This window comes from Streptomyces sp. NPDC014894, assembly GCF_043080985.1.
Classification (GTDB): Bacteria; Actinomycetota; Actinomycetes; order Streptomycetales; family Streptomycetaceae; genus Streptomyces.
Map to the genome: position 1 here is coordinate 447,792 of NZ_JBIBWD010000007.1, position 22,516 is coordinate 470,307.

The 22,516-nt window shown below is 73.8% G+C and carries 21 protein-coding genes; 18 read left to right on the forward strand and 3 right to left on the reverse strand.

Features of this window, described 5'->3' with window-relative positions; translation table 11 throughout:
* Positions 1 to 69: 69 nt before the first annotated feature.
* The 14 genes from ACF089_RS19685 to ACF089_RS19750 all read left to right on the forward strand — a co-directional run bounded on the left by ACF089_RS19685 (position 70) and on the right by ACF089_RS19750 (position 15,729).
* Positions 70 to 1,668 (forward strand): polyamine aminopropyltransferase, encoded by a 1,599-nt coding sequence (locus ACF089_RS19685; RefSeq protein WP_392028114.1) that lies wholly within the window; start codon positions 70 to 72, stop codon positions 1,666 to 1,668.
* Positions 1,669 to 1,783: 115 nt separating this feature from the next.
* Positions 1,784 to 2,935 (forward strand): SRPBCC domain-containing protein, encoded by a 1,152-nt coding sequence (locus ACF089_RS19690; RefSeq protein ID WP_392028116.1) that lies wholly within the window; start codon positions 1,784 to 1,786, stop codon positions 2,933 to 2,935.
* 25 nt (positions 2,936 to 2,960) lie between these two features.
* The gene (locus ACF089_RS19695) at positions 2,961 to 3,755 is read left to right on the forward strand and encodes an aldose 1-epimerase (protein WP_392028118.1); all 795 of its coding nucleotides are present in this window, start codon (positions 2,961 to 2,963) and stop codon (positions 3,753 to 3,755) included.
* 96 nt (positions 3,756 to 3,851) lie between these two features.
* Entirely contained in the window at positions 3,852 to 4,400 is a 549-nt protein-coding gene (gene pyrE / locus ACF089_RS19700; protein ID WP_392028120.1) for an orotate phosphoribosyltransferase, read from the forward strand.
* Positions 4,401 to 4,620: 220 nt separating this feature from the next.
* Positions 4,621 to 5,643, forward strand: a complete 1,023-nt coding sequence (gene fbaA / locus ACF089_RS19705; RefSeq protein WP_392028122.1) for a class II fructose-bisphosphate aldolase — start codon at positions 4,621 to 4,623, stop codon at positions 5,641 to 5,643.
* 232 nt (positions 5,644 to 5,875) lie between these two features.
* A complete protein-coding gene (locus ACF089_RS19710) occupies positions 5,876 to 7,327 on the forward strand; it encodes an MFS transporter (RefSeq protein WP_392028124.1) in 1,452 nt (483 codons plus the stop codon).
* 491 nt (positions 7,328 to 7,818) lie between these two features.
* Positions 7,819 to 8,232 (forward strand): DUF3151 domain-containing protein, encoded by a 414-nt coding sequence (locus ACF089_RS19715; RefSeq protein WP_392028126.1) that lies wholly within the window; start codon positions 7,819 to 7,821, stop codon positions 8,230 to 8,232.
* A 166-nt stretch (positions 8,233 to 8,398) separates the two neighbouring features.
* Entirely contained in the window at positions 8,399 to 9,220 is an 822-nt protein-coding gene (locus ACF089_RS19720) for a tryptophan 2,3-dioxygenase family protein (RefSeq protein ID WP_392028128.1), read from the forward strand.
* Positions 9,213 to 10,436, forward strand: a complete 1,224-nt coding sequence (gene kynU, locus ACF089_RS19725) for a kynureninase (RefSeq protein WP_392028130.1) — start codon at positions 9,213 to 9,215, stop codon at positions 10,434 to 10,436. The genes ACF089_RS19720 and kynU overlap by 8 nt, the downstream gene beginning before the upstream one ends.
* A gap of 120 nt (positions 10,437 to 10,556) precedes the next feature.
* The gene (locus ACF089_RS19730; protein ID WP_392028132.1) at positions 10,557 to 11,438 is read left to right on the forward strand and encodes an alpha/beta hydrolase family protein; all 882 of its coding nucleotides are present in this window, start codon (positions 10,557 to 10,559) and stop codon (positions 11,436 to 11,438) included.
* Positions 11,439 to 11,556: 118 nt separating this feature from the next.
* Positions 11,557 to 12,384 (forward strand): NAD(P)H-binding protein, encoded by an 828-nt coding sequence (locus ACF089_RS19735; RefSeq protein ID WP_392028134.1) that lies wholly within the window; start codon positions 11,557 to 11,559, stop codon positions 12,382 to 12,384.
* A 128-nt stretch (positions 12,385 to 12,512) separates the two neighbouring features.
* A complete protein-coding gene (locus ACF089_RS19740) occupies positions 12,513 to 13,814 on the forward strand; it encodes a sensor histidine kinase (protein WP_392028136.1) in 1,302 nt (433 codons plus the stop codon).
* Positions 13,811 to 14,470, forward strand: a complete 660-nt coding sequence (locus ACF089_RS19745; RefSeq protein ID WP_392028138.1) for a response regulator — start codon at positions 13,811 to 13,813, stop codon at positions 14,468 to 14,470. Before ACF089_RS19740 ends, ACF089_RS19745 begins: the two co-directional genes overlap by 4 nt.
* 53 nt (positions 14,471 to 14,523) lie before the next feature.
* The gene (locus tag ACF089_RS19750; protein WP_392028140.1) at positions 14,524 to 15,729 is read left to right on the forward strand and encodes a cytochrome P450; all 1,206 of its coding nucleotides are present in this window, start codon (positions 14,524 to 14,526) and stop codon (positions 15,727 to 15,729) included.
* Between the two features lie 153 nt (positions 15,730 to 15,882).
* Here the strand turns inward: ACF089_RS19750 and ACF089_RS19755 are convergent, their stop codons facing one another.
* Both ACF089_RS19755 and ACF089_RS19760 read right to left on the reverse strand, forming a co-directional pair.
* Positions 15,883 to 17,520 (reverse strand): ABC transporter permease, encoded by a 1,638-nt coding sequence (locus tag ACF089_RS19755; RefSeq protein ID WP_392028142.1) that lies wholly within the window; start codon positions 17,518 to 17,520, stop codon positions 15,883 to 15,885.
* On the reverse strand, positions 17,517 to 18,470 hold the full coding sequence (locus tag ACF089_RS19760; protein ID WP_392028144.1) for an ATP-binding cassette domain-containing protein: 954 nt from the start codon (positions 18,468 to 18,470) through the stop codon (positions 17,517 to 17,519). The genes ACF089_RS19755 and ACF089_RS19760 overlap by 4 nt, the downstream gene beginning before the upstream one ends.
* A 339-nt stretch (positions 18,471 to 18,809) precedes the next feature.
* Here ACF089_RS19760 and ACF089_RS19765 point away from each other — a divergent pair, with 339 nt between their 5' ends.
* On the forward strand, positions 18,810 to 19,268 hold the full coding sequence (locus ACF089_RS19765) for a GbsR/MarR family transcriptional regulator (protein WP_392028193.1): 459 nt from the start codon (positions 18,810 to 18,812) through the stop codon (positions 19,266 to 19,268).
* A 59-nt stretch (positions 19,269 to 19,327) separates the two neighbouring features.
* On the opposite strand, the gene ACF089_RS19770 is transcribed toward ACF089_RS19765, so the two are convergent.
* Positions 19,328 to 20,170 (reverse strand): diacylglycerol kinase, encoded by an 843-nt coding sequence (locus ACF089_RS19770; RefSeq protein WP_392028146.1) that lies wholly within the window; start codon positions 20,168 to 20,170, stop codon positions 19,328 to 19,330.
* 153 nt (positions 20,171 to 20,323) lie between these two features.
* Between ACF089_RS19770 and ACF089_RS19775 the strand changes: the two genes are divergently transcribed.
* From ACF089_RS19775 to ACF089_RS19785, 3 genes are all read left to right on the forward strand, one after another.
* Positions 20,324 to 21,607, forward strand: a complete 1,284-nt coding sequence (locus ACF089_RS19775; protein WP_392028148.1) for an adenylosuccinate synthase — start codon at positions 20,324 to 20,326, stop codon at positions 21,605 to 21,607.
* Between the two features lie 137 nt (positions 21,608 to 21,744).
* Positions 21,745 to 22,236: a DUF3515 family protein gene (locus ACF089_RS19780; protein ID WP_019324938.1), complete on the forward strand. Its 492-nt coding sequence runs from the start codon at positions 21,745 to 21,747 to the stop codon at positions 22,234 to 22,236.
* Positions 22,237 to 22,303: 67 nt separating this feature from the next.
* A complete protein-coding gene (locus ACF089_RS19785; RefSeq protein ID WP_019324939.1) occupies positions 22,304 to 22,504 on the forward strand; it encodes a hypothetical protein in 201 nt (66 codons plus the stop codon).
* The last annotated feature ends 12 nt before the right edge of the window (positions 22,505 to 22,516 follow it).

The window sequence follows — 22,516 nt, forward strand, 5'->3', positions numbered from 1 at the left end:
TACGCCGTAGCGCAGGTACACACGTGTGGGTGACACTTCGCGTGCCAAACGTGACGTAGCGTTACTGCAATGATCGACCGTACGCAGCAACTGTCACCGCCCCAGGGCCCGGTGCGGTTGCCGGTACGCCCGGCGGCGGGCCGGCATCTCGTGCTGCTGGTCGTCTTCGTCTGCGCCGCCTGCGGACTCGTGTACGAGCTGGAGCTGGTCGCCCTCGCCTCCTATCTCATCGGCGACTCCGTCACCCAGGCCTCCGTCGTCCTGTCGGTGATGGTCTTCGCCATGGGCGTCGGCTCGCTCCTCGCCAAACGGCTGCGCTGCCGGGCCGCCGTCGGCTTCGGTCTGCTGGAGCTGTCGCTCGCGCTGACCGGCGGCTGTTCGGCGATGGCGCTGTACGCGTCCTTCGCCTGGTTCGGCGAGTCCCAGATCGTCCTCGTCGCCTTCTCGCTCACCATCGGGGTGCTCATCGGCGCGGAGCTGCCGCTGCTGATGGCCCTGATCCAGCGCATCTCCCGACAGGACGTCGAGGGCACCGTCGCCGACCTCTTCGCCGCCGACTACGTGGGAGCGCTCGTCGGCGGGCTCGCCTTCCCCTTCCTGCTGCTGCCCTGGCTCGGCCAGCTCACCGGCGGACTGCTCACCGGAGCGGTCAACGCGCTCGCGGGCGGGCTGCTCGTGCTCTGGCTCTTCCGCCGCGACCTCACCCCGCGCTCCCGCGCCTGGCTGCTCTTCGCCAACGCCGCCGTCCTCGCCGTGCTGGGCACCGCCGCCGTCCTCGTGGACGACTTCGAGCGCGCCGCGCGCGCGGCGGTCTACGGCGACCGGGTGCGGGTCGCCGTCCAGACCGAGGTCCAGGAAGTGGTGATCACCGGCGGGCGCGAGGGCCCGCTCGACCTCTTCCTCGACGGGCGGCTGTGGGTCAGCGAGCGCGACGAGCACCGGTACCACGAGGCCCTCGTCCACCCCGCGATGCTCGGCCCGCACAGCAGGGTGCTGATCCTCGGCGGTGGCGACGGGCTCGCCGCCCGCGAGGCCCTGCGCTATCCCGACACCGCGTCCGTGACCGTCGTGGAGCTGGATCCGGGCGTCGTCCGGCTCGCCCGCTCCGACCCGGCGCTCACCGCGCTCAACCGAAGGTCCCACCACGACCACCGGATACGGGTGGTGACCGCCGACGCCTTCACCTGGCTGCGCTCCCCGCGCGGCCGCTGGGACGTGGTGATCGTGGACCTCCCCGACCCCGGGATCACCCAGAGCGCCAAGTTCTACTCCCAGGAGTTCTACGGGCTGATCACCGCGGCCCTCGCCGACGGCGGCCGGCTGGCCGTGCACGCCGGACCGCCCGACTCCCGCCCGCGCTCGTACTGGACGGTGGACGCCACCCTGCGCGCCGCCGGATACGCCACCAGCCCCTATCGCGTCCCCGGGCGGCTCTCCGGCTTCGCGGGCGGCCCGGACCGGCTCACCGCCGACGCCGCCGCCCCGCGCGACTGGGGCTTTCTGCTCGCCGCGCGCGGAGCGGAGCCGGCCCTCGGGCTCGATCCCGGCGCGCCCCCGCTGCGGGCGCTGACCCGGGCCGGGCTGGCCGCCGGGGCGTGGAGCGCGGAGCGCACCCGGGTGCCGGGGGCGCTGCCCTCGACCCTGGTCCGCCCGCGCTATCCGGACTGACCGGCCTCCGTTCCCCGTGCCGTGACGGCGGCGGCGCCCTTCGTCCGGGGAATGGTCGCGGATACACGGACGCAGACGCAGACGAGCGCGGGCCCGCTGGGTACGCTCGATTCCCATGAACCATGAGGTGTTCGTTCCGGTACCGGCCGAGACCGTTCGACAGGTGCTGAGGGACCCCGCGCGGGTCGCCCGCTGCGTCCACGGACTGCAACAGGACGCCGACGGCGGGGCCGGACCGCTCTCCGGGCGGCTCAAGATCCGTGCCGGCGGACACTCGATCACCTACCGGGGATCCCTGCGCCTCCTGGAGCGGGACGGCGGCTTCACCGCCGAGGGCGAGGGCTCCGAGGCGCGCGGCGGCGGCACGGTGACGGTCGCGCTGACGATCCGTCCGGACGCCGTCGACGGCGGTACGACGCTGAGCTTCACCGGCTCCGCGCGGGCGGGCGGGCGGCTCGCCGAGCTGTCCGCCGAGGCACGGGACGAGGCCGCGCACCGGCTGCTCGACCGGTTCGGCGAGCGGCTCGCCGCCGAGGCCGTCCGGGAGATCGACGCCGCTGAACCCGCGGACTCCGCCGGTTCCGGTCAGCCGGCCGGCTCCGCCGGACCGCCCGCCTCCGGCGCTTCCGGCGTTTCCGACGATTCCGCCGAGCCCGCCGGACCGCCCGCTTCCGACGCCTCCGACGCCTCCGGCGATTCCGCCGCCTCCGCCGAACCGGGCTCCGAGGGTCCCGGTCCCGTCAGCAGCGAGGACGCCGAACGGCTCGGCATCGTCGGCGAACCCGCGCCCGGAGGGGACGGCGCGGACACGGCGAAGGGCACGGCGGAGGGCACGACCCGCCCGGTCCCGGAGGACGCGTTCGACGACATCCTCGCCGCGGAGATCGGCACGGAGGGCGGTGTGAACGGGTCCTCCGGCGCGGACGCCGCCCGCGCCGGCACAGCCGCTGCCGACGGCCGCCCCGACGACGCGGACGACGTCAGCGACGCCGACGACCTCGCCGCCGAGCTGGACGACCTCGACGAGCTGGACGACCTCTCCGGTATCCCCGACGAACTGCCCGCCGAGGCCGCCCACGCCCGGCGCACCATGATCGGGCGCAGCGCCGAGGAGGTCGACCACGCCCCGCCGCGCGGCCGTTACGCCCCCGTCCCCGCCCCCGACGCGACCGCCGCCGGTCTGTCCCTGCGCTGGATCGCGCCCGCCGCCGCCCTCGCGGTCGCGTCGGCCGTCGTCGTCGGCCGGGCGCTGCGCCGCCGCAGATGACCGCCGCTGCCAGTAGTGTCGTGGGGTGAGCAGCAGCGAAGAGAACGTCAGGCTGGCGGCCTCGGACGTCGAGTTGACCGTGGACCCGAGGCACGGCTGCCGGATCGGCAGTCTGACCGTCGGCGGCGTCGAACTCCTGCGCCAGGGAGAGCGGTACGGGTCGTTCCCGATGGCCCCCTGGTGCGGCCGGGTCGAGAACGGGCGGTTCCGCAACGGCGCCGAGACGCGTCAACTGCCGCTGAACGCGGCCCCGCACGCCATCCACGGCACCGTCCGCGACATCCCCTGGCGCACCGCCCGCACCGGCCCGGCCGAGGCGGCCTTCACCTGTGATCTCGCCGAGCCCTGGCCGTACCCGGGCCGCGTCACCCAGCTCTTCGAGCTGACCGGGGACTCGCTCACCCTGACCATGGGCGTCGAGGCCTTCGGGGAGTCCTTCCCCGCGCAGGCGGGCTGGCACCCCTGGTTCCTGCGCAATCTGGGCGGCGAGGACGCGCGGATCGACTTCCGGCCCGAGTGGCAGGAGGAGCGCGGCGAGGACCATCTGCCGACCGGCCGGCGGATCCCGCCCCGCCCGGGCCCCTGGGACGACTGCTTCGGCATGCCCGACGGGGTCGAGGCCACGATCACCTGGCCGGGGCAGCTGGAGCTGACCGTGACCAGCCGTGCCGAGTGGGTCGTGATCTACGACGAGCAGCCCGGGGCGATCTGCGTCGAGCCCCAGTCGGGACCGCCGAACGGCCTCAACACCCACCCGCGCCTGGTCACCCAGATCGACCCGCTGGAGGTCTCGACCACCTGGACCTGGCGCCGGCTCTGAGACGGCGCGGCCGCGGCCCGGGGGCGGTCACGGCAGCGGTCGGGGGCGGCTTCGGGCGGCGGGGCGGCCCCGGGGGCGTGTCCTAAGCTCAGGGGCATGAGTGATGTACGCGCTGAGCTGCTCCAGCAGATCAAGGACAAGGCCGTGGTGCACGGCAAGGTGACCCTCTCCTCGGGTCTTGAGGCCGACTACTACGTGGATCTGCGCCGGATCACGCTCGACGGCGCCGCCGCTCCGCTGGTCGGCCAGGTCATGGCCGAGCTGACCGCCGACCTCGACTACGACTGCGTCGGCGGGCTCACCCTCGGCGCGGACCCGGTCGCGACCTCGGTCCTGCACGCCGCCGCCGCGCGCGGCCGCCGGGTGGACGCCTTCGTCGTACGGAAGGCGGCCAAGGCGCACGGGATGCAGCGCCGGGTCGAGGGCCCGGACATCAAGGGTCGGCGCTGTCTGGTGGTGGAGGACACCTCCACCACCGGCGGCTCGCCGCTCACCGCCGTCGAGGCCGTCCGCGAGGCCGGCGGCGAGGTCGTCGCGGTCGCCACGATCGTGGACCGGGCCACCGGCGCGGGCGAGCGGATCAGCGAGACGGCCGGGGTGCCCTACCTGTCCGTGTACGCCCTGGACGAGCTGGGCCTGGCCTGACCGAAAATCGCCCCTGACCTGCGGTGACGGCAGGTCGGGGGCGGGCGGTCCGCTTCCCGCCGACCGCCGTCCCGCGCCGCCGGGAGCCCCTGGGGGGCCGCTCTTGACCGGGCGGGGTGGAGTCCTGACGCGCGTCTGGAAAGATGGGGTCCGACGATGACGTCGCCCCAAGGTCAGGGCCAGCACCTATCGCACACCGCACATCACAAGGAGCGGACAGATGCCCATCGCAACCCCCGAGGTCTACAACGAGATGCTCGACCGGGCGAAGGCAGGCAAGTTCGCCTACCCGGCCATCAATGTGACCTCCTCCCAGACTCTCCACGCGGCGCTGCGCGGCTTCGCGGAGGCCGAGAGCGACGGCATCATCCAGATCTCCACCGGCGGAGCCGAGTTCCTGGGCGGCCAGTACAGCAAGGACATGGTCACGGGCGCGGTCGCCCTCGCCGAGTTCGCGCACATCGTCGCCGCGAAGTACGACGTCACCGTCGCGCTCCACACCGACCACTGCCCCAAGGACAAGCTGGACACGTACGTCCGTCCGCTGATCGCGGTCTCCGCGGAGCGCGTCGCCCGCGGTGAGAACCCGCTGTTCCAGTCCCACATGTGGGACGGATCGGCCGAGACCCTCGCCGACAACCTGGCCATCGGCCAGGAGCTGCTGGCGCAGGCCGCCGCCGCCAAGATCATCCTTGAGGTCGAGATCACCCCGACCGGCGGCGAGGAGGACGGTGTCACGCACGAGATCAACGACGAGCTGTACACCACCGTCGACGACGCCCTGCGCACCGCCGAGGCCCTCGGCCTGGGCGAGAAGGGCCGCTACCTGCTGGCCGCGTCCTTCGGCAATGTCCACGGCGTCTACAAGCCGGGCAATGTCGTCCTCCGCCCGGAGCTGCTCAAGGACCTCCAGAAGGGCGTGAGCGAGCGGTACGGCAAGGCCGACCCGTTCGACTTCGTCTTCCACGGCGGCTCGGGCTCCACCGCCGAGGAGATCGCCACCGCGCTGGAGAACGGCGTCGTGAAGATGAACCTGGACACGGACACCCAGTACGCCTTCACGCGTCCGGTGGCCGCGCACATGTTCAGCAACTACGACGGCGTCCTGAAGGTCGACGGCGAGGTCGGCAACAAGAAGACCTACGACCCGCGCACCTGGGGCAAGCTCGCCGAGGCCGGCATGGCTGCCCGGGTCACCGAGGCGTGCGGCGCGCTGCGCTCCGCGGGCACCCGGCTCAAGTAGCCGTATCGGGCGGTAGCGGGCCGTATCTGCCGATACGCTCCCGTACCGCCCCGCAACGCTTGTAACGCTCGTACCGGCCGAGGCCCGGCGTCCCGACGGACGCCGGGCCTCGGCCGTACGGGGGCGGGCCTCGGCCGTACGGGGACGGTTCTCCGCCGTACGGGCGCGGTCCGGGCCCGGGGCGGCGGTCCGCCCGGTCGTGGGGAGCGGGTCCCGCTGCGATGATCCCGGTATGGATGACCGTCCGGGAGACATCAGGCTGTCCACGGCGACCGGCCGCTGGGTGATCCTCACCACCGTCCTCGGATCCAGCATGGCCCTGCTGGACTCGACCGTCGTCAATGTGGCCCTGCCGCGCATCGGCGAGGACCTCGACACGGACATGGCGGTCCTCCAGTGGACCGTGAACGCGTACATGCTCTCCCTCGCCGGGCTGATCCTGCTCGGCGGGGCGCTCGGCGACCGCTACGGGCGGCGGAAGATCTTCGTCGTCGGCGTGGTGTGGTTCGCCGTCGGGTCGCTGCTGTGCGGAATCGCCCCCAGCGGCGAGACCCTCGTCCTCGCCCGCGCCTTCCAGGGCGTCGGCGCCGCGCTGCTCACCCCCGGATCGCTCGCCCTGATCCAGGCCAGTTTCCATCCCGACGACCGGTCGCGGGCGGTCGGCCTCTGGTCGGGGCTCGGCGGGGTCGGCGCGGCGATCGGGCCCTTCGTCGGGGGCTGGCTCGTCGAGGGGCCCGGCTGGCGCTGGGTCTTCCTGATCAATGTGCCGCTCGCCGCGCTCTGTGTGCCGGTCGCCCTGCGGCATGTGCCCGAGTCCCGCGACCCGCGCGCGCACGGCAAGGGCTTCGACGTCCTCGGCGCGGTGCTCGGCGCGGGGGCGCTGACGCTGGTGACGTACGCGCTCATCGCGCCCGCCTGGTGGGCCGGGGCGGCGGGAGTGGTGGTCGGGGCGGTCTTCGTCGCGGTGGAGCGGCGGCGGCCCGATCCGATGCTGCCGCTGTCGATCTTCCGGTCGCGGCTGTTCACCGCGGTGAACCTGGTGACGCTCTGTGTGTACGCGGCGTTCGGCGGCTTCTTCTTCCTCGTGGCGCTCCAGCTCCAGGTGGTGTCCGGGTACTCGCCGCTCCAGGCCGGGGTGGCGCTGCTGCCGACCACCGTGCTGATGCTGCTGTTCTCCGCGCGGTCGGGGGCGCTCGCGGAGCGCATCGGGCCGCGGATTCCGCTGACGGTGGGGCCGTTGCTGTGCGCCGCCGGGATGCTGCTGATGCTGCGGGTCGGGGAGCACGCGTCGTACGTACGGGATGTGCTGCCCGCGCTGCTGGTGATGGGCCTCGGGATGGTCACGCTGGTGGCGCCGCTGACCGCGACCGTGCTGGCGTCCGTGGAGACCGGGCGGGCCGGGATCGCCAGCGGGGTGAACAACGCGGCCGCGCGGGCGGCCGGGCTGATCGCGGTGGCGGCGCTGCCGCTGCTGGCGGGGATGGGGCCGGAGGCGTACCGCTCGGCGGCGGAGTTCGGGGCGACGTTCAAGCGGGCGATGCCGATGTGCGCGGGGGTGCTGGTGGTGGGGGCGGGGATCGCGGTGGGGTGGGTGAGGAGGCCGGGGGAGGGTGGGGTGAGGCCGGAGTGCAGGGTGAATTGCGGGGTGGGGGCGCCGCCGCTGGAGGTGGGGGAGCGGGGGTGAGGTGCGCCTGGCGGGGGGTGGGGTGCGGGGACTCGTGGGGGGGGGGGGCCCCCCCGCCCCCCCCCCCCCAAAACCCCCGGGGGGGGGGGTTTGGGTGTGGAGGGGGCCCCCGCCGGGGGGGGGTGGGTTGTGGGGGGGGGGGGGGGGGGCGGGGGGGGGGGGGGGGGGGGGGGGGGGGGGGGCCGGGGGGGGGGGGGGGGGCGCGGGGACTCGTCGGGGGCGCTGCCCCCGAGGCCCCCGCGCCTCAATCGCCGGCGGGGCTGAGTTTGGGCTGATGCCGTCGGCCAGGCGGGGCTGGGTCTGCGCCTCAATCGCCGGCGGGGCTGGAGTGGTGTGTCGGCGGGGCTGGGTTTGGGCTGGTGTCGGCCGGTCAGGCGGGGCTGGGTCTGCGCCTCAATCGCCGGCGGGGCTGGAGGTGGCCGGCGGGGCTGGGTTTGGGCTGGGGGTGGTGCGTCGGGGGAGGGGGGATTGGGGGGTGGGAGGATGGGGGGATGGGTATTCACGAGAACCTTCTGGGGGGACCGGCCCCCACGCATCTGCCGGATGAGAGCGAGCCGCGTGAGCTGCTCGCGTCCGGGTCCACCGCGGCGGAGGTCGCCGCGAAGTTCCCCACCTCCTCGCTGGCCTGGGCGCTGCTCGCGGACGAGGCGTACGAGCGGGGCAGCGTGGTGGAGTCGTACGCGTACGCGCGGACCGGGTACCACCGGGGGCTGGACGCGCTGCGGCGCAGCGGCTGGAAGGGGCACGGGCCCGTGCCCTGGGAGCATGAGCCGAACCGCGGGTTCCTGCGGGCGCTGCACGCGCTGGCGCGGGCCGCGGGGGCGATCGGGGAGCAGGCGGAGTACGAGCGCTGCTCGACGTTCCTGCGCGACTCGTCCGAGACGGCGGCGGCCACGCTCGGCTGAGCGCGGCAGGTCCGGAAGACAGGCAGGCCCTGGGGCCCGTGTCCCCTGTGCGGCGTTCAGCCGTGGAGGCGGTGCGGGCCCCGGCCTATGATGCGGGTGGGGACCGGGGCTCCCACACCACACAGGAAGGGGCGGACCGCTACCCGGACACGTCGAGGAGACAGCGATGTCACATGACGCGACCCCGAATCTCGATTTCGCGGGGACCACTCCCTACGAGGACTACGTCCAGGCGGACGTTCTGACCCATCTCCAGCACCTTCGGTCCGACGACCCCGGCGAGATGGTCTTCCTGGTCACCACCCAGGTCATGGAGCTGTGGTTCACGGTGATCGTCCATGAGTGGGAGACCGCGGGCCGCGCCCTGCGCGAGGACCGGGTCCCGGTGGCGATGGACGCGCTCAAGCGCTCGGTGCGGGAGCTGGACGCGCTGAACGCCTCGTGGCGGCCGCTCGCCCAGCTGACGCCCGCGCAGTTCAACGCGTACCGGGGCGCGCTCGGCGAGGGCTCCGGCTTCCAGTCGGCGATGTACCGGCGGATGGAGTTCCTGCTCGGCGACAAGTCGGCGTCCATGCTCGTACCGCACCGGGGCGCGCCCCGGGTCCACGCCGAGCTGGAGAAGGCGCTGCACGAGCCGAGTCTGTACGACGAGACGCTGCGGCTGCTGTTCCGCCGGGGGCTCCCGGTGCCGGGGGAGGTCCTGGAGCGGGATCTGTCGCGGAAGTACGAGCCGAGCGCGGCCGTGGAGCGGATCTGGGCGGAGCTGTACGCGGACCCGGACCAGAACGGCGAGCTGATCCGGCTCGGCGAGGCGCTGACCGACGTCGGCGAGCTGGTGTGGCGCTGGCGCAACGATCATCTGGTGGCGACCCGGCGGGCGATGGGCGCCAAGACGGGCACCGGCGGTTCGGCCGGCGTGGCCTGGCTGGAGAAGCGCGCCCGCAACAATGTCTTCCCCGAGCTGTGGACGGCCCGCAGCCATGTCTGACGCGCTGGCCCGCAGGGCCGCGGCGCTGGACGCCGCAGACCCGCTCGCCGCCTCGCGCGAGCTGTTCACCCTGGACGACGGGGTCTATCTCGACGGAAATTCGCTCGGCGCGCTCCCCGCGCACGTCCCCGCCCGGGTCGCCGACGTCGTCGCCCGGCAGTGGGGCGAGCTGCGGATCCGCTCATGGGACGAGAGCGGCTGGTGGACCTCGCCGGAGCGGGTCGGCGACCGGATCGCGCCGCTGGTCGGCGCGGGCCCGGGGCAGATCGTCGTCGGGGACTCCACCAGCGTCAATGTGTTCAAGGCGGTGGTCGCGGCCGTCCGGCTGCGGCCCGACCCGGGCCGTACCGACATCGTGGTGGACGCCACGACCTTCCCCACCGACGGCTATCTCGCCGAGTCCGCGGCCCGGATGACGGGCCGTCGGCTGGTGCCGGTCGACCCCGCCGAGGCGCCGGCCGCGCTCGGTCCTGCCACCGCGGCCGTCCTCCTCAATCATGTGGACTTCCGCAGCGGGCGGCTGCACGATCTGCCCGCGCTGACCGCCGCGGCCCATGACGCGGGCGCGATCGCGGTCTGGGACCTGTGCCACAGCGCGGGAGCGCTCCCCGTCGGGCTGGACGCCCACGGGGTGGACCTCGCCGTGGGGTGCACGTACAAGTATCTGAACGGCGGGCCGGGCGCGCCCGCGTTCCTCTATGTCGCCGAGCGCCACCAGGGGGCGTTCGACTCCCCGTTGCCGGGGTGGAACTCGCACGCCGACCCGTTCGCGATGGATTCCCGCTACACGGCGGCCGACGGCGCGGTCCGCGGCCGGGTGGGGACGCCGGACATCCTCTCCCTGCTCGCTCTCGACGCGGCGCTGGACGTCTGGGAGGGCGTCTGTCTCGACTCCGTACGGGCGAAGAGTCTGGCCCTGACCGACTTCTTTCTGGAGTGCGTCGGGGAGTACGCGGACGGTGGGCTCAACTCACCTGATTCCAGGGTGAGTTCACTGACTCCCGCCGCGCATTCCGCTCGCGGGAGTCAGATCGCGCTGCGCTGCGCGCAAGCCCCGGCGGTGATGGAACGGCTGGTCGAACGCGGGATCGTGGGGGATCTGCGCAGGCCCGACGTGCTGCGTTTTGGGTTTACGCCCCTGTACACCGGGTTCGAGGACGCCCGGCGGGCGGCGCTCGCGCTGGCCGGGGTGCTCGCGGAAGTGCCCCGGGCTTGACTCGGGATTGAAACTGGTCGGCGGGGGGTACTGGTAGCGTCCCCGCTGATCAGATCATTTCCGCGGTCGCCTTCCGAAGCCGCGGTCAAATACGCGACTCCCTGGGAAGGTTGATCCCGCATGCCGGACCCTGTCGCCCGTGACACCGCCGAGGCCGAGTCGGCGTTCTCGCATCCGGCCGTGGCTCCGGATGCCTCCGTCGCATACGGCGACCACCCCGATCAGACCGTCGACTTCTACGCACCGCGCGACGGCCGGGAGAGCGTTCCGCTCGTGGTCGTCCTGCACGGCGGCGCGTGGCGGACCCGGTACGACCGCGGGCACATGACGCCGTTCGCGGGCTTCCTCACCCGGCACGGGCTCGCGGTCGCCAACGTCGAGTACCGGCGCGGCCGTGACCTGCCCCAGCAGGGCGGGGCCGCGCCGGTCGCGGGGCGCTGGCCGGAGACCTTCGACGATGTGGCCGCCGTCCTGGACGCGCTGCCCGAACTCGCCCGCAAGGCGATGCCGCAGGCCGACGTCCGGCGGACCGTGCTGACCGGGCACTCGGCGGGCGGCCATCTCGCGCTGTGGGCCGCAGCCCGCCATGTGCTGCCCCTCGGTTCGCCGTGGCGGCTGCCCGCGCCGCCGCCGCTGCGCGGTGTGGTCGCGCTGGCCCCGATCGCCGATCTCGCGCGCGCCGTGGAGCTGGAGGTGTGCGGGGGCGCGGTGCGTCAGCTCCTCGCCGGGGACGGCGGCGACGACGGCCTTCTCGCCGAGCGCCGCGAGCACAGCGATCCGGCGGCCCTGCTGCCCACCGGGATCGCCACCACCCTGGTCCAGGGCCGGGCGGACATCACCGTGCCGCATGTCCTCGCCGAGTCGTTCGTCGACGCCGCCGCCAAGGCGGGCGAGACCGTCGGGCTCACCCTGCTGGAGGACATCGGGCACTTCGCGCTCATCGATCCGGCGGCGGACGCCTGCGCGGTGGTGGCCGAGGAGATCGCCCAGCTGGCCTGGTGAGCGGCCCGCGGCGAGCCCGCCCGCGTACGACCGCCTCCGCGCGGGCCGGCGCCTCCCGCACCGCGCGGATCGCCCGACGCGGACCGAAGGTGTCCGCAAGGCTTCCTACGGTGCTCCCATGACTCATCTCGTCACCGGAGCGACCGGGACCGTCGGCCGCCGCATCGTCCAGGAACTGCTCGACCGGGGCCGCCGCGTACGCGCCCTCACCCGTGACCCGGAGCGGGCCGGGCTGCCCGCGGGGGTGGAGGTCGTACGGGGCGATCTCACCGACCCCGACAGCCTCGCCGCCGCGCTGGACGGGGTCGCCGGACTCCATCTGATCACCTTCGGCGGACCGTACTTCACCCCGCTGGAGACCGGCCCGCGCATTCTGGAGCTGGCCCGCGGGGCCGGCGTACGCCGGATCACCGTGCTCCACGGCGGCGGCCCCAGCCCGCTGGAGGACGCCGTGCGCGCCGGGGGCATCGCCTGGACCGTGCTGACGCCGGTGGAGTTCATGTCGAACGCCCTGGAGTGGACCGAGTCCATCCGCACCGCCGACGAGGTGCGCGAGCCGTTCCCGGACCGGCTCAGCGCCATGGTCCACGAGTCCGACATCGGCGCGGTCGCCGCCGTCGCCCTCGCCGAGGACGGCCACGGCGGCCGGGAGTACGTGATCACCGGACCCGAGGCGCTGACCGTCGGGGACAAGGCCGAGCGGCTGGGCGCCGCCCGGGGCCGGGACGTCCGGGTGGTGGAGCTGAGCGAGGACGAGGCCGTCGAGCGGTGGCGGGCGGCCGGTCAGCCCGACGACGTCATCGAGTTCCTGCTGATGGTCTACCGCGACACCCCGCCCGTCGGCCGCACCGTCACCGACACCGTCGAGCGGGTCACCGGCCGCCCGGCGCGGACCTTCGCCGAGTGGGCGAAGGAGCACGCCGACGCCTTCCGGGCGGACGGCTGACCCGGCGCGGGGCCTCTCGTCCGTCCTGATCCTCCAGGAGAGGCCCCGCCGTAGTCCTCAGGGCGGACGCGGCGGAATCCGCAGCCAGCGGGACGACCGCGCCCGCCCCGCCGCATACCGTTCCACAGGTGACCGAGAAGACCCGAAGCCCTGAGTACCGTCTGGCCGCAGGAGCCTTGCGAGGACTGCGCCAGGACCTCTTCGACAACGCCTTCGCCTACCGCCCGCTGCCGCCGATGCGCGTCGACGGACCGCTGACCCGCAGGCTCCCGGAGCGGATACGCGAGCACGCCTGCTGGACCCCGCACGCCGCCGTGCTCGGCCTGGCGGCGGTGATCGCGCTGGGCGGCCTCTCGACCACCTCGGGCAGCGCCGTCCAGCTCGTGTTCGCCCTGATCTCCGGCGGCGTCGTGGCGATGACCCTGATCCGCCCGGTCGGCGCGTTCTGGTGCTCGCTGGCCGCCACTCCCGTCATCTCGGCGCTCACCCCCTACTGGGACATGTGGCCGTGGACCCCGGCCGGCTTCGCCGCGCATCTGGCGGTGCTGTCGCTGGTGGCGCTGCGGACCCGCCCGCGCACCGCCGCCTGGATGTGGGCGCTGACCGCCCTCTACGCGACGTTCTTCGAGCTGTTCTTCTCCCGGGGGTACGGCAGCAACTCCATCGCGCTGCTCTTCTGCGCCGCCCTGCTGCTGCTCGCCACGACCGTGGTGTACGTACGCCGGGAGGCCCGCCAGGAGGTCGCCGCCCAGCAGTCCGTCACCGCCGTGGAACGCGACCGCCGCACCCTGCTGGAGGAGCGCACCACCATCGCCCGCGAGCTGCACGACGTGGTCGCCCACCACATGTCGGTGGTCGCGATCCAGGCCGAGGCCGCGCCCTACCGGGTGGAGAATCCGCCGCCCGAGCTGGAGAAGGCGTTCGCCACCATCCGCGAGAACGCGGTCGCGGCCCTGACCGAGCTGCGCCGGATCCTCGGCGTCGTCCGCGCGGAGGACTACGAGGCCCCCGACGCCCCGCAGCCCGTCCTCGCCGATCTGGGCCGTCTCCTCGACAACGTCCGCGAGGCCGGCCTGGAGGTGGAGAAGACCGTCACCGGAGCGGTCCGCCCGCTGCCGCAGGGCGTGGAGCTGTCGGCGTACCGGATCATCCAGGAGGCGCTGAGCAACGCGCTGCGGCATGCCCCGGGCTCCTCCGCGAAGGTCGAGGTCAGCTATGTTCTGGGCGGGCTCGGGCTGCGGATCGTGAACACCGCCGCCAAGGGCCTGGTCAAGCCGTCGCCGGGCGCGGGGCACGGCATCACCGGGATGCGGGAGCGGGTCTCGATGCTGAACGGCGAGATGACCGCCGAGGCCGCGGGGGACGGCGGCTACGAAGTGACCGCCTTCATTCCCGTCCCCGTCGCCCTGACCGCCGAGGAGCCGGCATGACCATACGCGTACTGATCGTGGACGACCAGATGATGGTCCGCGAGGGATTCTCCGTCCTGCTGAACGCGATGCCGGACATCGAGGTCGTCGGCGAGGCCGTGAACGGGCGCGAGGCCGTCGCCCGCGTCGCGGAGCTGCGGCCGGACGTGGTGCTGATGGACATCCGGATGCCGGAGCTGAACGGCATCGAGGCCACCCGCGAGATCGTCGCCGCGGACACCGCGTCCAAGGTGCTGGTGCTGACCACCTTCGATCTGGACGAGTACGTCTATCAGGCGCTGCGGGCCGGGGCGTCGGGCTTTCTGCTCAAGGACGCCTCCGCGCGGCAGCTCGCCGACGGGGTGCGGGTGGTCGCGGCGGGCGAGGCGCTGCTCGCGCCGACCGTGACCCGCCGGCTGATCACCGAGTTCTCCAGGCTCGGCGCCGGGCCGAAGGTGGCCGCCGTCTCCCAGGTCGGGGAGCTGACCGAGCGGGAGACCGAGGTGCTGGTGCTGATCGCCCAGGGCCTGTCCAACGCGGAGATCGCCTCCCATCTGGTGGTGGCCGAGTCCACCATCAAGACCCATGTGAGCCGGGTCCTGGTGAAGCTGGGACTGCGCGACCGGACCCAGGCCGCGGTCTTCGCGTACGAGGCCCGCTTGGTCACCCCCGGCTGATCAATGGCCCAAGGTCCCTGGTCAGCGAGGTTCACCAGGGTTAACGTCCCGCTATGAACGCACTTTTCGAACCGTGGTCGCCCGCCTTCGTCGCGGATCCCTATCCCGCGTACGAGCGGCTGCGGTCCACCGGGCGGGTGCACTGGTACGAGCCCACCCGCCAGTGGCTCGTACCGCACTACGAGGATGTGTCCGCGCTGCTGCGGGACCGCCGGCTGGGGCGGACGTATCTGCACCGGTTCACCCATGAGGAGTTCGGACGCACTCCGCCGCCCGCCGCGCACGAGCCGTTCCACACCCTCAACGACCACGGGATCCTCGATCTGGAGGCCCCGGACCACACCAGGATCCGGCGGCTGGTGACGAAGGCGTTCACCCCGAGGACGGTGGCCGCGCTGGAGCCGACCGTCGCCCGGCTCGCCGCCGGGCTGGTGACGGAGCTGCGGAAGGCGGGCGGCGGCGATCTGCTGGCCGATGTCGCCGAGCCGCTGCCGGTCGCGGTCATCGCCGAGATGCTGGGCGTCCCGGAGGCCGACCGGGCTCTGCTGCGGCCCTGGTCGGCCGATATCTGCGGAATGTTTGAGCTGAATCCGTCCGAGGAGACCGCGCGCCGGGCGGTGCGGGCGTCGGTGGAGTTCTCCGACTATCTGCGGGTGCTGATCGCCGAGCGGCGCGGCGATCCGGGCGAGGATCTGATCTCCGCCCTGATCGCCGCGCACGACGCGGACGACCGGCTCAGCGAGCAGGAGATGATCTCCACCTGTGTGCTGCTGCTCAACGCGGGCCACGAGGCCACCGTCAACACCACCGCGAACGGCTGGTGGAGCCTCTTCCGCCACCCCGAACAGCTGGCGCGGCTGCGCGCGGACCACTCCCTGCTGCCCACGGCGGTGGAGGAGCTGATGCGCCACGACACCCCGCTCCAGATGTTCGAGCGCTGGGTCCTGGACGACATCGAGATCGGCGGGACCCTCGTCCCGCGCGGCGCGGAGCTGGCCCTGCTCTTCGGCTCCGCCAACCGCGACCCGGCGCGCTTCGCGGACCCCGACACGCTCGACCTCGGCCGCGCGGACAATCCGCACATCACCTTCGGCGCGGGCATCCACTTCTGCCTGGGCGCGCCGCTGGCCCGGATCGAGCTGGCGGCCTCCTTCGGGGAGCTGCTGCGGCGCGCCCCGGAGATGCGGCTGGTGGGGGAGCCGCGCTGGAACCCCGGATATGTGATCCGGGGGGTGGACGAGCTGCTCGTGGAGCTGTAGGGCCCGGGGGCCGCGGGCGTCGGGCCCGGGGCTCGTGGTGCGGCGGCGGGCGTCGGGCGGCGGGTCTCGCGGTGCGGCGGCGGGCCCCGGGGCTCGGGGCGCGGCGGGCCCGGGGCGGCGGGGGCGCGGGCCGCACGCCCGGGTCCCAGGAGGTCATGTGCGCAGGTCCCGTCGCCGCAGCCCGGCCAGGCCCAGCGCGGTCAGCGCGACGGCCGCCGCCGTCAGGATCAGCGCGGGCGGCCACTCCATCGCCGAGCCCGGCAGCTTGGGCAGCACCTCGAACGGGGACAGCTCCAGCACCGCTTCCGGCAGCCGCAGCGCCGGGCCGATCCAGCCGGCCGCCAGACAGACGCCGACGACGGCCCAGGCGGCCGGGGCCGCGCGGGGGACCGCCCCGTACAGCGCCGTCGTGACCCCGCCGATCAGCCAGACGGCCGGGATCCGCGCCAGGGCCGCGCCCAGCAGCGGTCCGGCGTCCTCGCCGTGGCCGATCGCCATGCCGAGGCCGGCGGCGGTCAGGACGAGGACCGAGCCCCCGAAGGCGATGAGCAGATGGCCCGCCGCCCAGCGGGTGCGGCTCAGCGCGCCCGCGAGGAGCGGCTCGGCGCGCCCGGCGCCCTCCTCGCCGTGCGGCCGGAGCGCCGACGAGGTGATGTACACCGCCGCCGCCAGGCCGAACAGCCCGGTGATCGAGGCGAGGAAGGCGTCGGTCATCCCGGACCGCCCGCCCATGCGTTCGAAGATCTGCCGGATTCCGTCATTTCCGCCGACCAGGTCGGCGACGCCGGACGCCATCGATCCGAAGGCGGTCCCGGCGACGAGGAAGGCGGCCGTCCAGCCGAGCAGCGCGCCGCGCTGGAGCCGGAGGGCGAGACCGGCCGTGGAGAGCCGTCCCGACGCGGGCCCCGGGCGGGCCGGCAGGAAGCCCGTCCCGAGGTCGCGCCGGGCGGCCAGCGCGTACGCCGCGGCGATCGGCAGGAGCGCGGCGAGCGCCAGGGCGGCCGCGAACCACCAGCGCTCGCCGGCGTACGGGCGCAGCTGTTCGGCCCAGCCGAGCGGGGAGAGCCGGGTGAGCGCGGAGGAGCCGTCGGCGCTCGCCGAGTCGCCCGCGGCGCGCAGCGCGTACGCGCCGCCGAGCGCGGCGGCGGTGAGCCCCTTCGCCGCCCGGGCGCTCTCGGTGGCCTGGGCCGCGACGGCGGCCAGCCCCGCGAAGACCATGCCGGTCAGTCCGACGGCCAGCCCGAGCGCGAACGCCCCGGCGGCGGAGCCGGTCGGCCCGGCGAGACCGGCGGTGATGAGCACGGTGAGGGCGGTGTTGGCGAGGAGCGCGGTCAGCAGCGCGGCGGTCAGCGGGGCGCGCCGCCCCACCATCGCGGAGGAGAGCATCTCCTGCCGTCCGCTCTCCTCCTCCTCGCGGGTGTGCCGGATCACGACGATCAGGCTCATCGCGGCGGCGGCCAGCCCGGCGAAGACGCCGAAGCGCCAGGTGACGAGCGCGCCGAGGGAGTCGTCGAAGGCGGGCCCGAGCATGGCGCGCAGGGAGCTGTCGGCGGCGAGGGAGCGGACGAGGGCGGCGCGTTCGGCGGCGGTGCCGTAGAGCGAGCCGACCGTGCCCGCGCCGCTGACGACGACCAGCGCGAGCGGGACGGCCCAGAGCGGGAGCAGCAGGCGGTCGCGGCGCAGCGCGAGGGCGAGCAGGGCTCCGGCGCCGGCGAAGGGGCGGGCGGAGCCGCCCGCGGGGGCCGGGGCGGTGCGCGGGGCGGGGGCGGTGCGCCGGGCGGTGGCGGTCATCGCGTGGTCGCCTCCTCGCCGGTGCGGCGGCGCCCGTCGGGGCTCGGGCGGCCGTCGGCGTGGTGACGCTCGTCGGTGTAGTGGCGGAGGAACAGCTCCTCCAGCGTGGGCGGGGTGCTGGTCAGCGACCGTACGCCGGACGCGGTGAGCGAGCGCAGCACCGCGTCCAGCCGGTCGGTGTCGACCTGGAGGCGCACCCGGCCGCCGCGGACGTCGAGGTCGTGGACGCCGGGGAGGCCGGCGAGCCCGTCCGGCGGCCCGGCGAGTTCGGCGGTGACGCTGGTACGGGTGAGGTGGCGCAGTTCGGCGAGCGCGCCGCTCTCCACGGTGCGGCCCCGGCGGATGATGCTGACGCGGTCGCAGAGGGCCTCGACCTCGCTGAGGATGTGCGAGGAGAGCAGGACGGTCCGGCCGAGGTCCCGTTCCCCGCGCACACAGCTCTGGAAGACCTCCTCCATCAGCGGGTCGAGCCCGGAGGTCGGCTCGTCGAGGATCAGCAGATCGGCGTCGGAGGCGAAGGCGGCGACGAGGGCGACCTTCTGGCGGTTGCCCTTGGAGTAGGTCCGGCCCTTCTTCGTGGGGTCGAGTTCGAAGCGTTCGACCAGCTCCGCGCGGCGGGCGGGGTCGAGTCCGCCGCGCAGCCGCCCGTAGAGGTCGATGACCTCGCCCCCGGAGAGGTTGGGCCACAGGGTGACGTCCCCGGGGACGTACGCGATCCGGCGGTGCAGCGCGACCGCGTCGCGCCACGGGTCCCCGCCGAGCAGCCGGACGGCGCCCGCGTCGGCGCGCAGCAGTCCGAGCAGGACGCGGACGGCGGTGGACTTTCCCGCTCCGTTGGGGCCGAGGAAGCCGTGGACCTCGCCGGTCCGGACGGTGAGGTCGAGGCCGTCGAGTGCGTGGGTGCGGCCGAAGGACTTGCGCAGCGCGGAGACCGTGATTGCCTCAGTCATGTTTTGGAAATTACGCTAACTTCACAACTTTGTGAAGATAAGGAAACGTATAAAGTTGGATCCGGCGGTGCGGGCCGGGAGAGGATCACGGGCATGACGGACGAGACGGGCGAGACGGGCGGGGCCCGGGAGTCCCGGGAGCCGCGGGAGCCGCAGCGGCGGGACGCGGGCGTACGGGACGCCGGCGCGCGCGGTACGGACGCGCGCGGTACGGACGCGCGCGGCGCGGACGGTCGCGGCGCGGACGGTCGTGAACCGGGCGTACGGGAAGCGGGCGTACGGGAAGCGGGTGACGGGCGCGCACCGGGCCCGCCGGACGCGGGCGGGCGCGATCCCGAGGTGCTGTCCGCCTTCGTGGAGCGGTTCGCCGGGCAGCTGGTGGAGGCCGGGATGGCGCGGATGCCCGCGCGGATCTTCGCGGCGCTGCTCGCCTCGGACTCCGGGGCGATGAACTCGGCCGAGCTGAGCGCCCAGCTGCGGATCAGCCCCGCCGCGGTCTCCGGCGCGGTGCGCTATCTCGCCCATGTCGGCATGGTCTCCCGCGAGCGCGAACCGGGCTCCCGGCGGGAGCGGTACCGGGTGCACAGCAATCAGTGGTACGAGGCGCTGGGCAATCGCGACCAGATCATCAAGAAGTGGGAGGACACCATGCGCGAGGGCGTGGCGAGCCTCGGCACGGACTCGGCCGGCGGGCGCAGGCTCGCCGAGACGCTGGAGTTCTTCCAGTTCCTCCAGAAGGAGCTGCCCCTGATGCTGGAGCGCTGGCGGGAGCACCGCGAGCGCACCTTCGGGGCCTGAGCGCCGCTCCCGGGCCCGCTCCCGGGCCCGGCCGGTCGGACCGCCGTTCAGGCCGCCGTTCAGACCGCCGGGCGGCCCCGGCCCTCGGGCGCGGCGGACCGTCCCGCGGGGCGGGACGGCAGCGTCAGCCCCCAGGCGCCCGCGCGCAGGGTCCAGGTGCGCGTCCGCACCGGGCCGGTGATCAGCGTGTCCGCCCGATAGCGGAAATCCGCCCCGGCGACCGTCACCGACAGCGCCTTCACCGTCGTCGGCTCACCCGCGCCGCCCGGCTGGACGACGACCTCCGCCCGGCCCCCGGCCGTGCGCACCGTCACCGCCTCCACCTCCTGGTCCAGATCGGTCAGCAGCACCCCGTCCGCCTCCACCCGCAGCCGTCTGCGGTGGGACCGGGCCGCCGGGACCGGGGCCGGGCGCACCAGCGACCGCGCGAGATGGCGGCACGCGCCCCACACCGACCCCGCGCCCAGGACGGCCGGCGACGCCGGGATCGCCAGATCCCCCACCACCACCCCGTCGCTCTCGTCCACCAGCAGATCCAGCCGCCGTACGGAGCCGTCCAGCACCGCCCGCGCCGAGGCCACCGCGCCGCGCGGCACCCCCAGCGAGTGCGCCAGCTCCACCGCCGGGCCCACCGGGACCAGCGCCAGGGCCCCGTCGCCGAGCCAGCGGTCCCGGTGCAGCAGCGCCACCGCGCGCAGCAGCGCCCGGTCGTCCCCGATCACCACCGGCCGCCTCGGGCCCCGCCGGGCCAGGGCCCGCGCGAACTCCTCCGGACCCTCGGGAAGACAGATTTTCGCCTCCGACCCGCCGCACAGAACATCCTTCGCGATCCGAACGGACTCGCCGTCACTTCGGCGGGCGACCGGGTCGATGACCACCAGCAGCTGGTCGTGAGCCGACACCTCGGTCCTTCCTCGGGTAGCATCTTTGTGCAAGAGCCCCTTGCGCTATTGCGCCAGGGGCTTCGTCTATTCCGGGGCAACCGGTCCGCGGACTCAGGCACGGCTCACGCCCCCTGACCTTGGACATGCCCCGCCCGGAAGGGGTGTACGCCTGTGCCCGCACTTGTGCTGCTCGGTGCTCAGTGGGGTGACGAGGGCAAGGGAAAGGCCACCGACCTGCTCGGTGGTTCAGTGGATTATGTGGTGCGCTACCAGGGCGGCAACAACGCCGGCCACACGGTCGTCGTCGGCGACCAGAAGTACGCGCTGCATCTGCTCCCTTCCGGAATCCTCTCCCCGGGGTGCACCCCGGTCATCGGTAATGGAGTGGTGGTCGACCCGGCCGTCCTGCTCTCCGAGCTGAGCGGGCTCAATGACCGCGGAATCGACACTTCCAAGCTCCTGATCAGCGGAAACGCCCACCTGATCACGCCGTACAACGTCACCCTCGACAAGGTGACGGAACGGTTCCTCGGGACCCGCAAGATCGGCACCACGGGCCGGGGCATCGGCCCGACCTACGCCGACAAGATCAACCGGGTCGGCATCCGCGTCCAGGACCTCTACGACGAGTCGATCCTGGTGCAGAAGGTCGACGCGGCGCTGGAGTCCAAGAACCAGCTCCTCGCCAAGGTCTTCAACCGGCGCGCCATCGAGTCGGGCCGGATCGTGGAGGAGATGCTCCAGTACGCGGAGCGGCTGCGGCCCTATGTGGCCGACACCACGCTGATCCTCAACGACGCGATCGACGCCGGCAAGGTCGTCCTCTTCGAGGGCGGTCAGGGCACCCTGCTCGACGTGGACCACGGCACGTACCCCTTCGTCACCTCCTCGAACCCGACGGCCGGCGGCGCGTGCACCGGCGCCGGCGTGGGCCCGACGAAGATCTCCCGGGTCATCGGCATCCTCAAGGCGTACACCACCCGCGTGGGCGCCGGTCCGTTCCCGACCGAGCTGTTCGACGCGGACGGGGAGGCGCTGCGCCGCATCGGCGGCGAGCGCGGCGTCACCACCGGCCGCGACCGCCGCTGCGGCTGGTTCGACGCGGTGATCGCCCGGTACGCGACCCGGGTGAACGGTCTGACCGACTTCTTCCTCACCAAGCTGGACGTGCTGACCGGCTGGGAGCAGATCCCGGTCTGCGTGGCGTACGAGATCGACGGGAAGCGGGTGGAGGAGCTGCCGTACTCGCAGACCGACTTCCACCACGCCAAGCCCGTCTACGAGATGCTGCCGGGCTGGTCCGAGGACATCACCAAGGCGAAGACCTTCGCGGACCTGCCGAAGAACGCGCAGGCGTACGTGAAGGCGCTGGAGGAGATGTCCGGCGCGCCGATCTCGGCGATCGGGGTGGGCCCCGGCCGCACCGAGACGATCGAGATCAACTCGTTCCTGTAGGGGACCGGGAGGCAGACCGGTGGCCGGGGACCCGTTCGGGGCCCCGGCCACCGGCTTTCGGACGGCGGATACGCTGGCCGGTGTCAGCGGCGGACGGACAGCACGGCCGGCAGGGCCGGCACGGAACGGATCGGAACATGCGGAAGCCCACCACCCGGATGTGGATCTGGACGGCCGTCGCGGCCGTCGCCGTGACCGGTGGGCTCCTCTACGTCGACAGCCACCGCGTCTCCGCCGCCCCCCACGCGGACGACGCCAAGTGCGGCAAGGTGGTCGACCGCCTCCCCGACGACATACCCGGCGCCTCGCGCGACTGGGCCCTCGGGGACGGCGTCGCCTCCTGGGGCGGCCAGAAGGCGGTGTTCCGCTGCGGCGCCGAGGAGCTGCCGCCCAACATCAACCTCTGCGTCACGGCCGACGGCGTCGACTGGGTGCTGGACGAGAAGCGGCTCAAGGCCGACGGTGTGAGCGTCCTGCGGACCTACGGGCGCTCCCCGGCCGTCGAGCTGACCTACACCGGGCCGCGCGAGGAGGTGGGCGGTGTCCTGGCCGTGCTGGACCCCGCCGTGAAGTGGATCCCGCAGGAGCGCAAGTGCGTCGGCCTCCAGGACGCCGAGATCGCTCCCTAGGCCGCACCCCAGCCGTTCGGCCCCCTTCCCCGGGCGTCGGCGCGGGGCCTGGTGTCGGATCGTGGGCATGACCGACCGCGACCGCGCCGCTTCCTGCCGGGGCCCGTACGGCGGCGAGGGCGTCCCGGAGGACTGCGGCGACCCGGCCCGTTTCGAGGTCGCCCGGCACCGCAGGACGCCGCTGCGGGTGTGCCCGGTGCACCTGGGCCCGTCCCTGCTGCTGGCGGACGGAGTGCTGTGGCCGCCGGGAATCTCCTTGATCCGCTGAGGGCACCGGGCG

What these genes read in the sequence shown, in the direction of transcription:
- ACF089_RS19685 (WP_392028114.1), top strand. Translation starts at nt 70, where the DNA reads ATGATCGACCGTACGCAGCAACTGTCACCGCCCCAGGGCCCGGTGCGG.
- ACF089_RS19690 (WP_392028116.1), top strand. Translation starts at nt 1,784, where the DNA reads ATGAACCATGAGGTGTTCGTTCCGGTACCGGCCGAGACCGTTCGACAG.
- pyrE (WP_392028120.1), top strand. Translation starts at nt 3,852, where the DNA reads ATGAGTGATGTACGCGCTGAGCTGCTCCAGCAGATCAAGGACAAGGCC.
- fbaA (WP_392028122.1), top strand. Translation starts at nt 4,621, where the DNA reads ATGCCCATCGCAACCCCCGAGGTCTACAACGAGATGCTCGACCGGGCG.
- ACF089_RS19710 (WP_392028124.1), top strand. Translation starts at nt 5,876, where the DNA reads ATGGATGACCGTCCGGGAGACATCAGGCTGTCCACGGCGACCGGCCGC.
- ACF089_RS19715 (WP_392028126.1), top strand. Translation starts at nt 7,819, where the DNA reads ATGGGTATTCACGAGAACCTTCTGGGGGGACCGGCCCCCACGCATCTG.
- ACF089_RS19720 (WP_392028128.1), top strand. Translation starts at nt 8,399, where the DNA reads ATGTCACATGACGCGACCCCGAATCTCGATTTCGCGGGGACCACTCCC.
- kynU (WP_392028130.1), top strand. Translation starts at nt 9,213, where the DNA reads ATGTCTGACGCGCTGGCCCGCAGGGCCGCGGCGCTGGACGCCGCAGAC.
- ACF089_RS19730 (WP_392028132.1), top strand. Translation starts at nt 10,557, where the DNA reads ATGCCGGACCCTGTCGCCCGTGACACCGCCGAGGCCGAGTCGGCGTTC.
- ACF089_RS19735 (WP_392028134.1), top strand. Translation starts at nt 11,557, where the DNA reads ATGACTCATCTCGTCACCGGAGCGACCGGGACCGTCGGCCGCCGCATC.
- ACF089_RS19745 (WP_392028138.1), top strand. Translation starts at nt 13,811, where the DNA reads ATGACCATACGCGTACTGATCGTGGACGACCAGATGATGGTCCGCGAG.
- ACF089_RS19750 (WP_392028140.1), top strand. Translation starts at nt 14,524, where the DNA reads ATGAACGCACTTTTCGAACCGTGGTCGCCCGCCTTCGTCGCGGATCCC.
- ACF089_RS19755 (WP_392028142.1), bottom strand. Translation starts at nt 17,520, where the DNA reads ATGACCGCCACCGCCCGGCGCACCGCCCCCGCCCCGCGCACCGCCCCG.
- ACF089_RS19760 (WP_392028144.1), bottom strand. Translation starts at nt 18,470, where the DNA reads ATGACTGAGGCAATCACGGTCTCCGCGCTGCGCAAGTCCTTCGGCCGC.
- ACF089_RS19780 (WP_019324938.1), top strand. Translation starts at nt 21,745, where the DNA reads ATGCGGAAGCCCACCACCCGGATGTGGATCTGGACGGCCGTCGCGGCC.
- ACF089_RS19785 (WP_019324939.1), top strand. Translation starts at nt 22,304, where the DNA reads ATGACCGACCGCGACCGCGCCGCTTCCTGCCGGGGCCCGTACGGCGGC.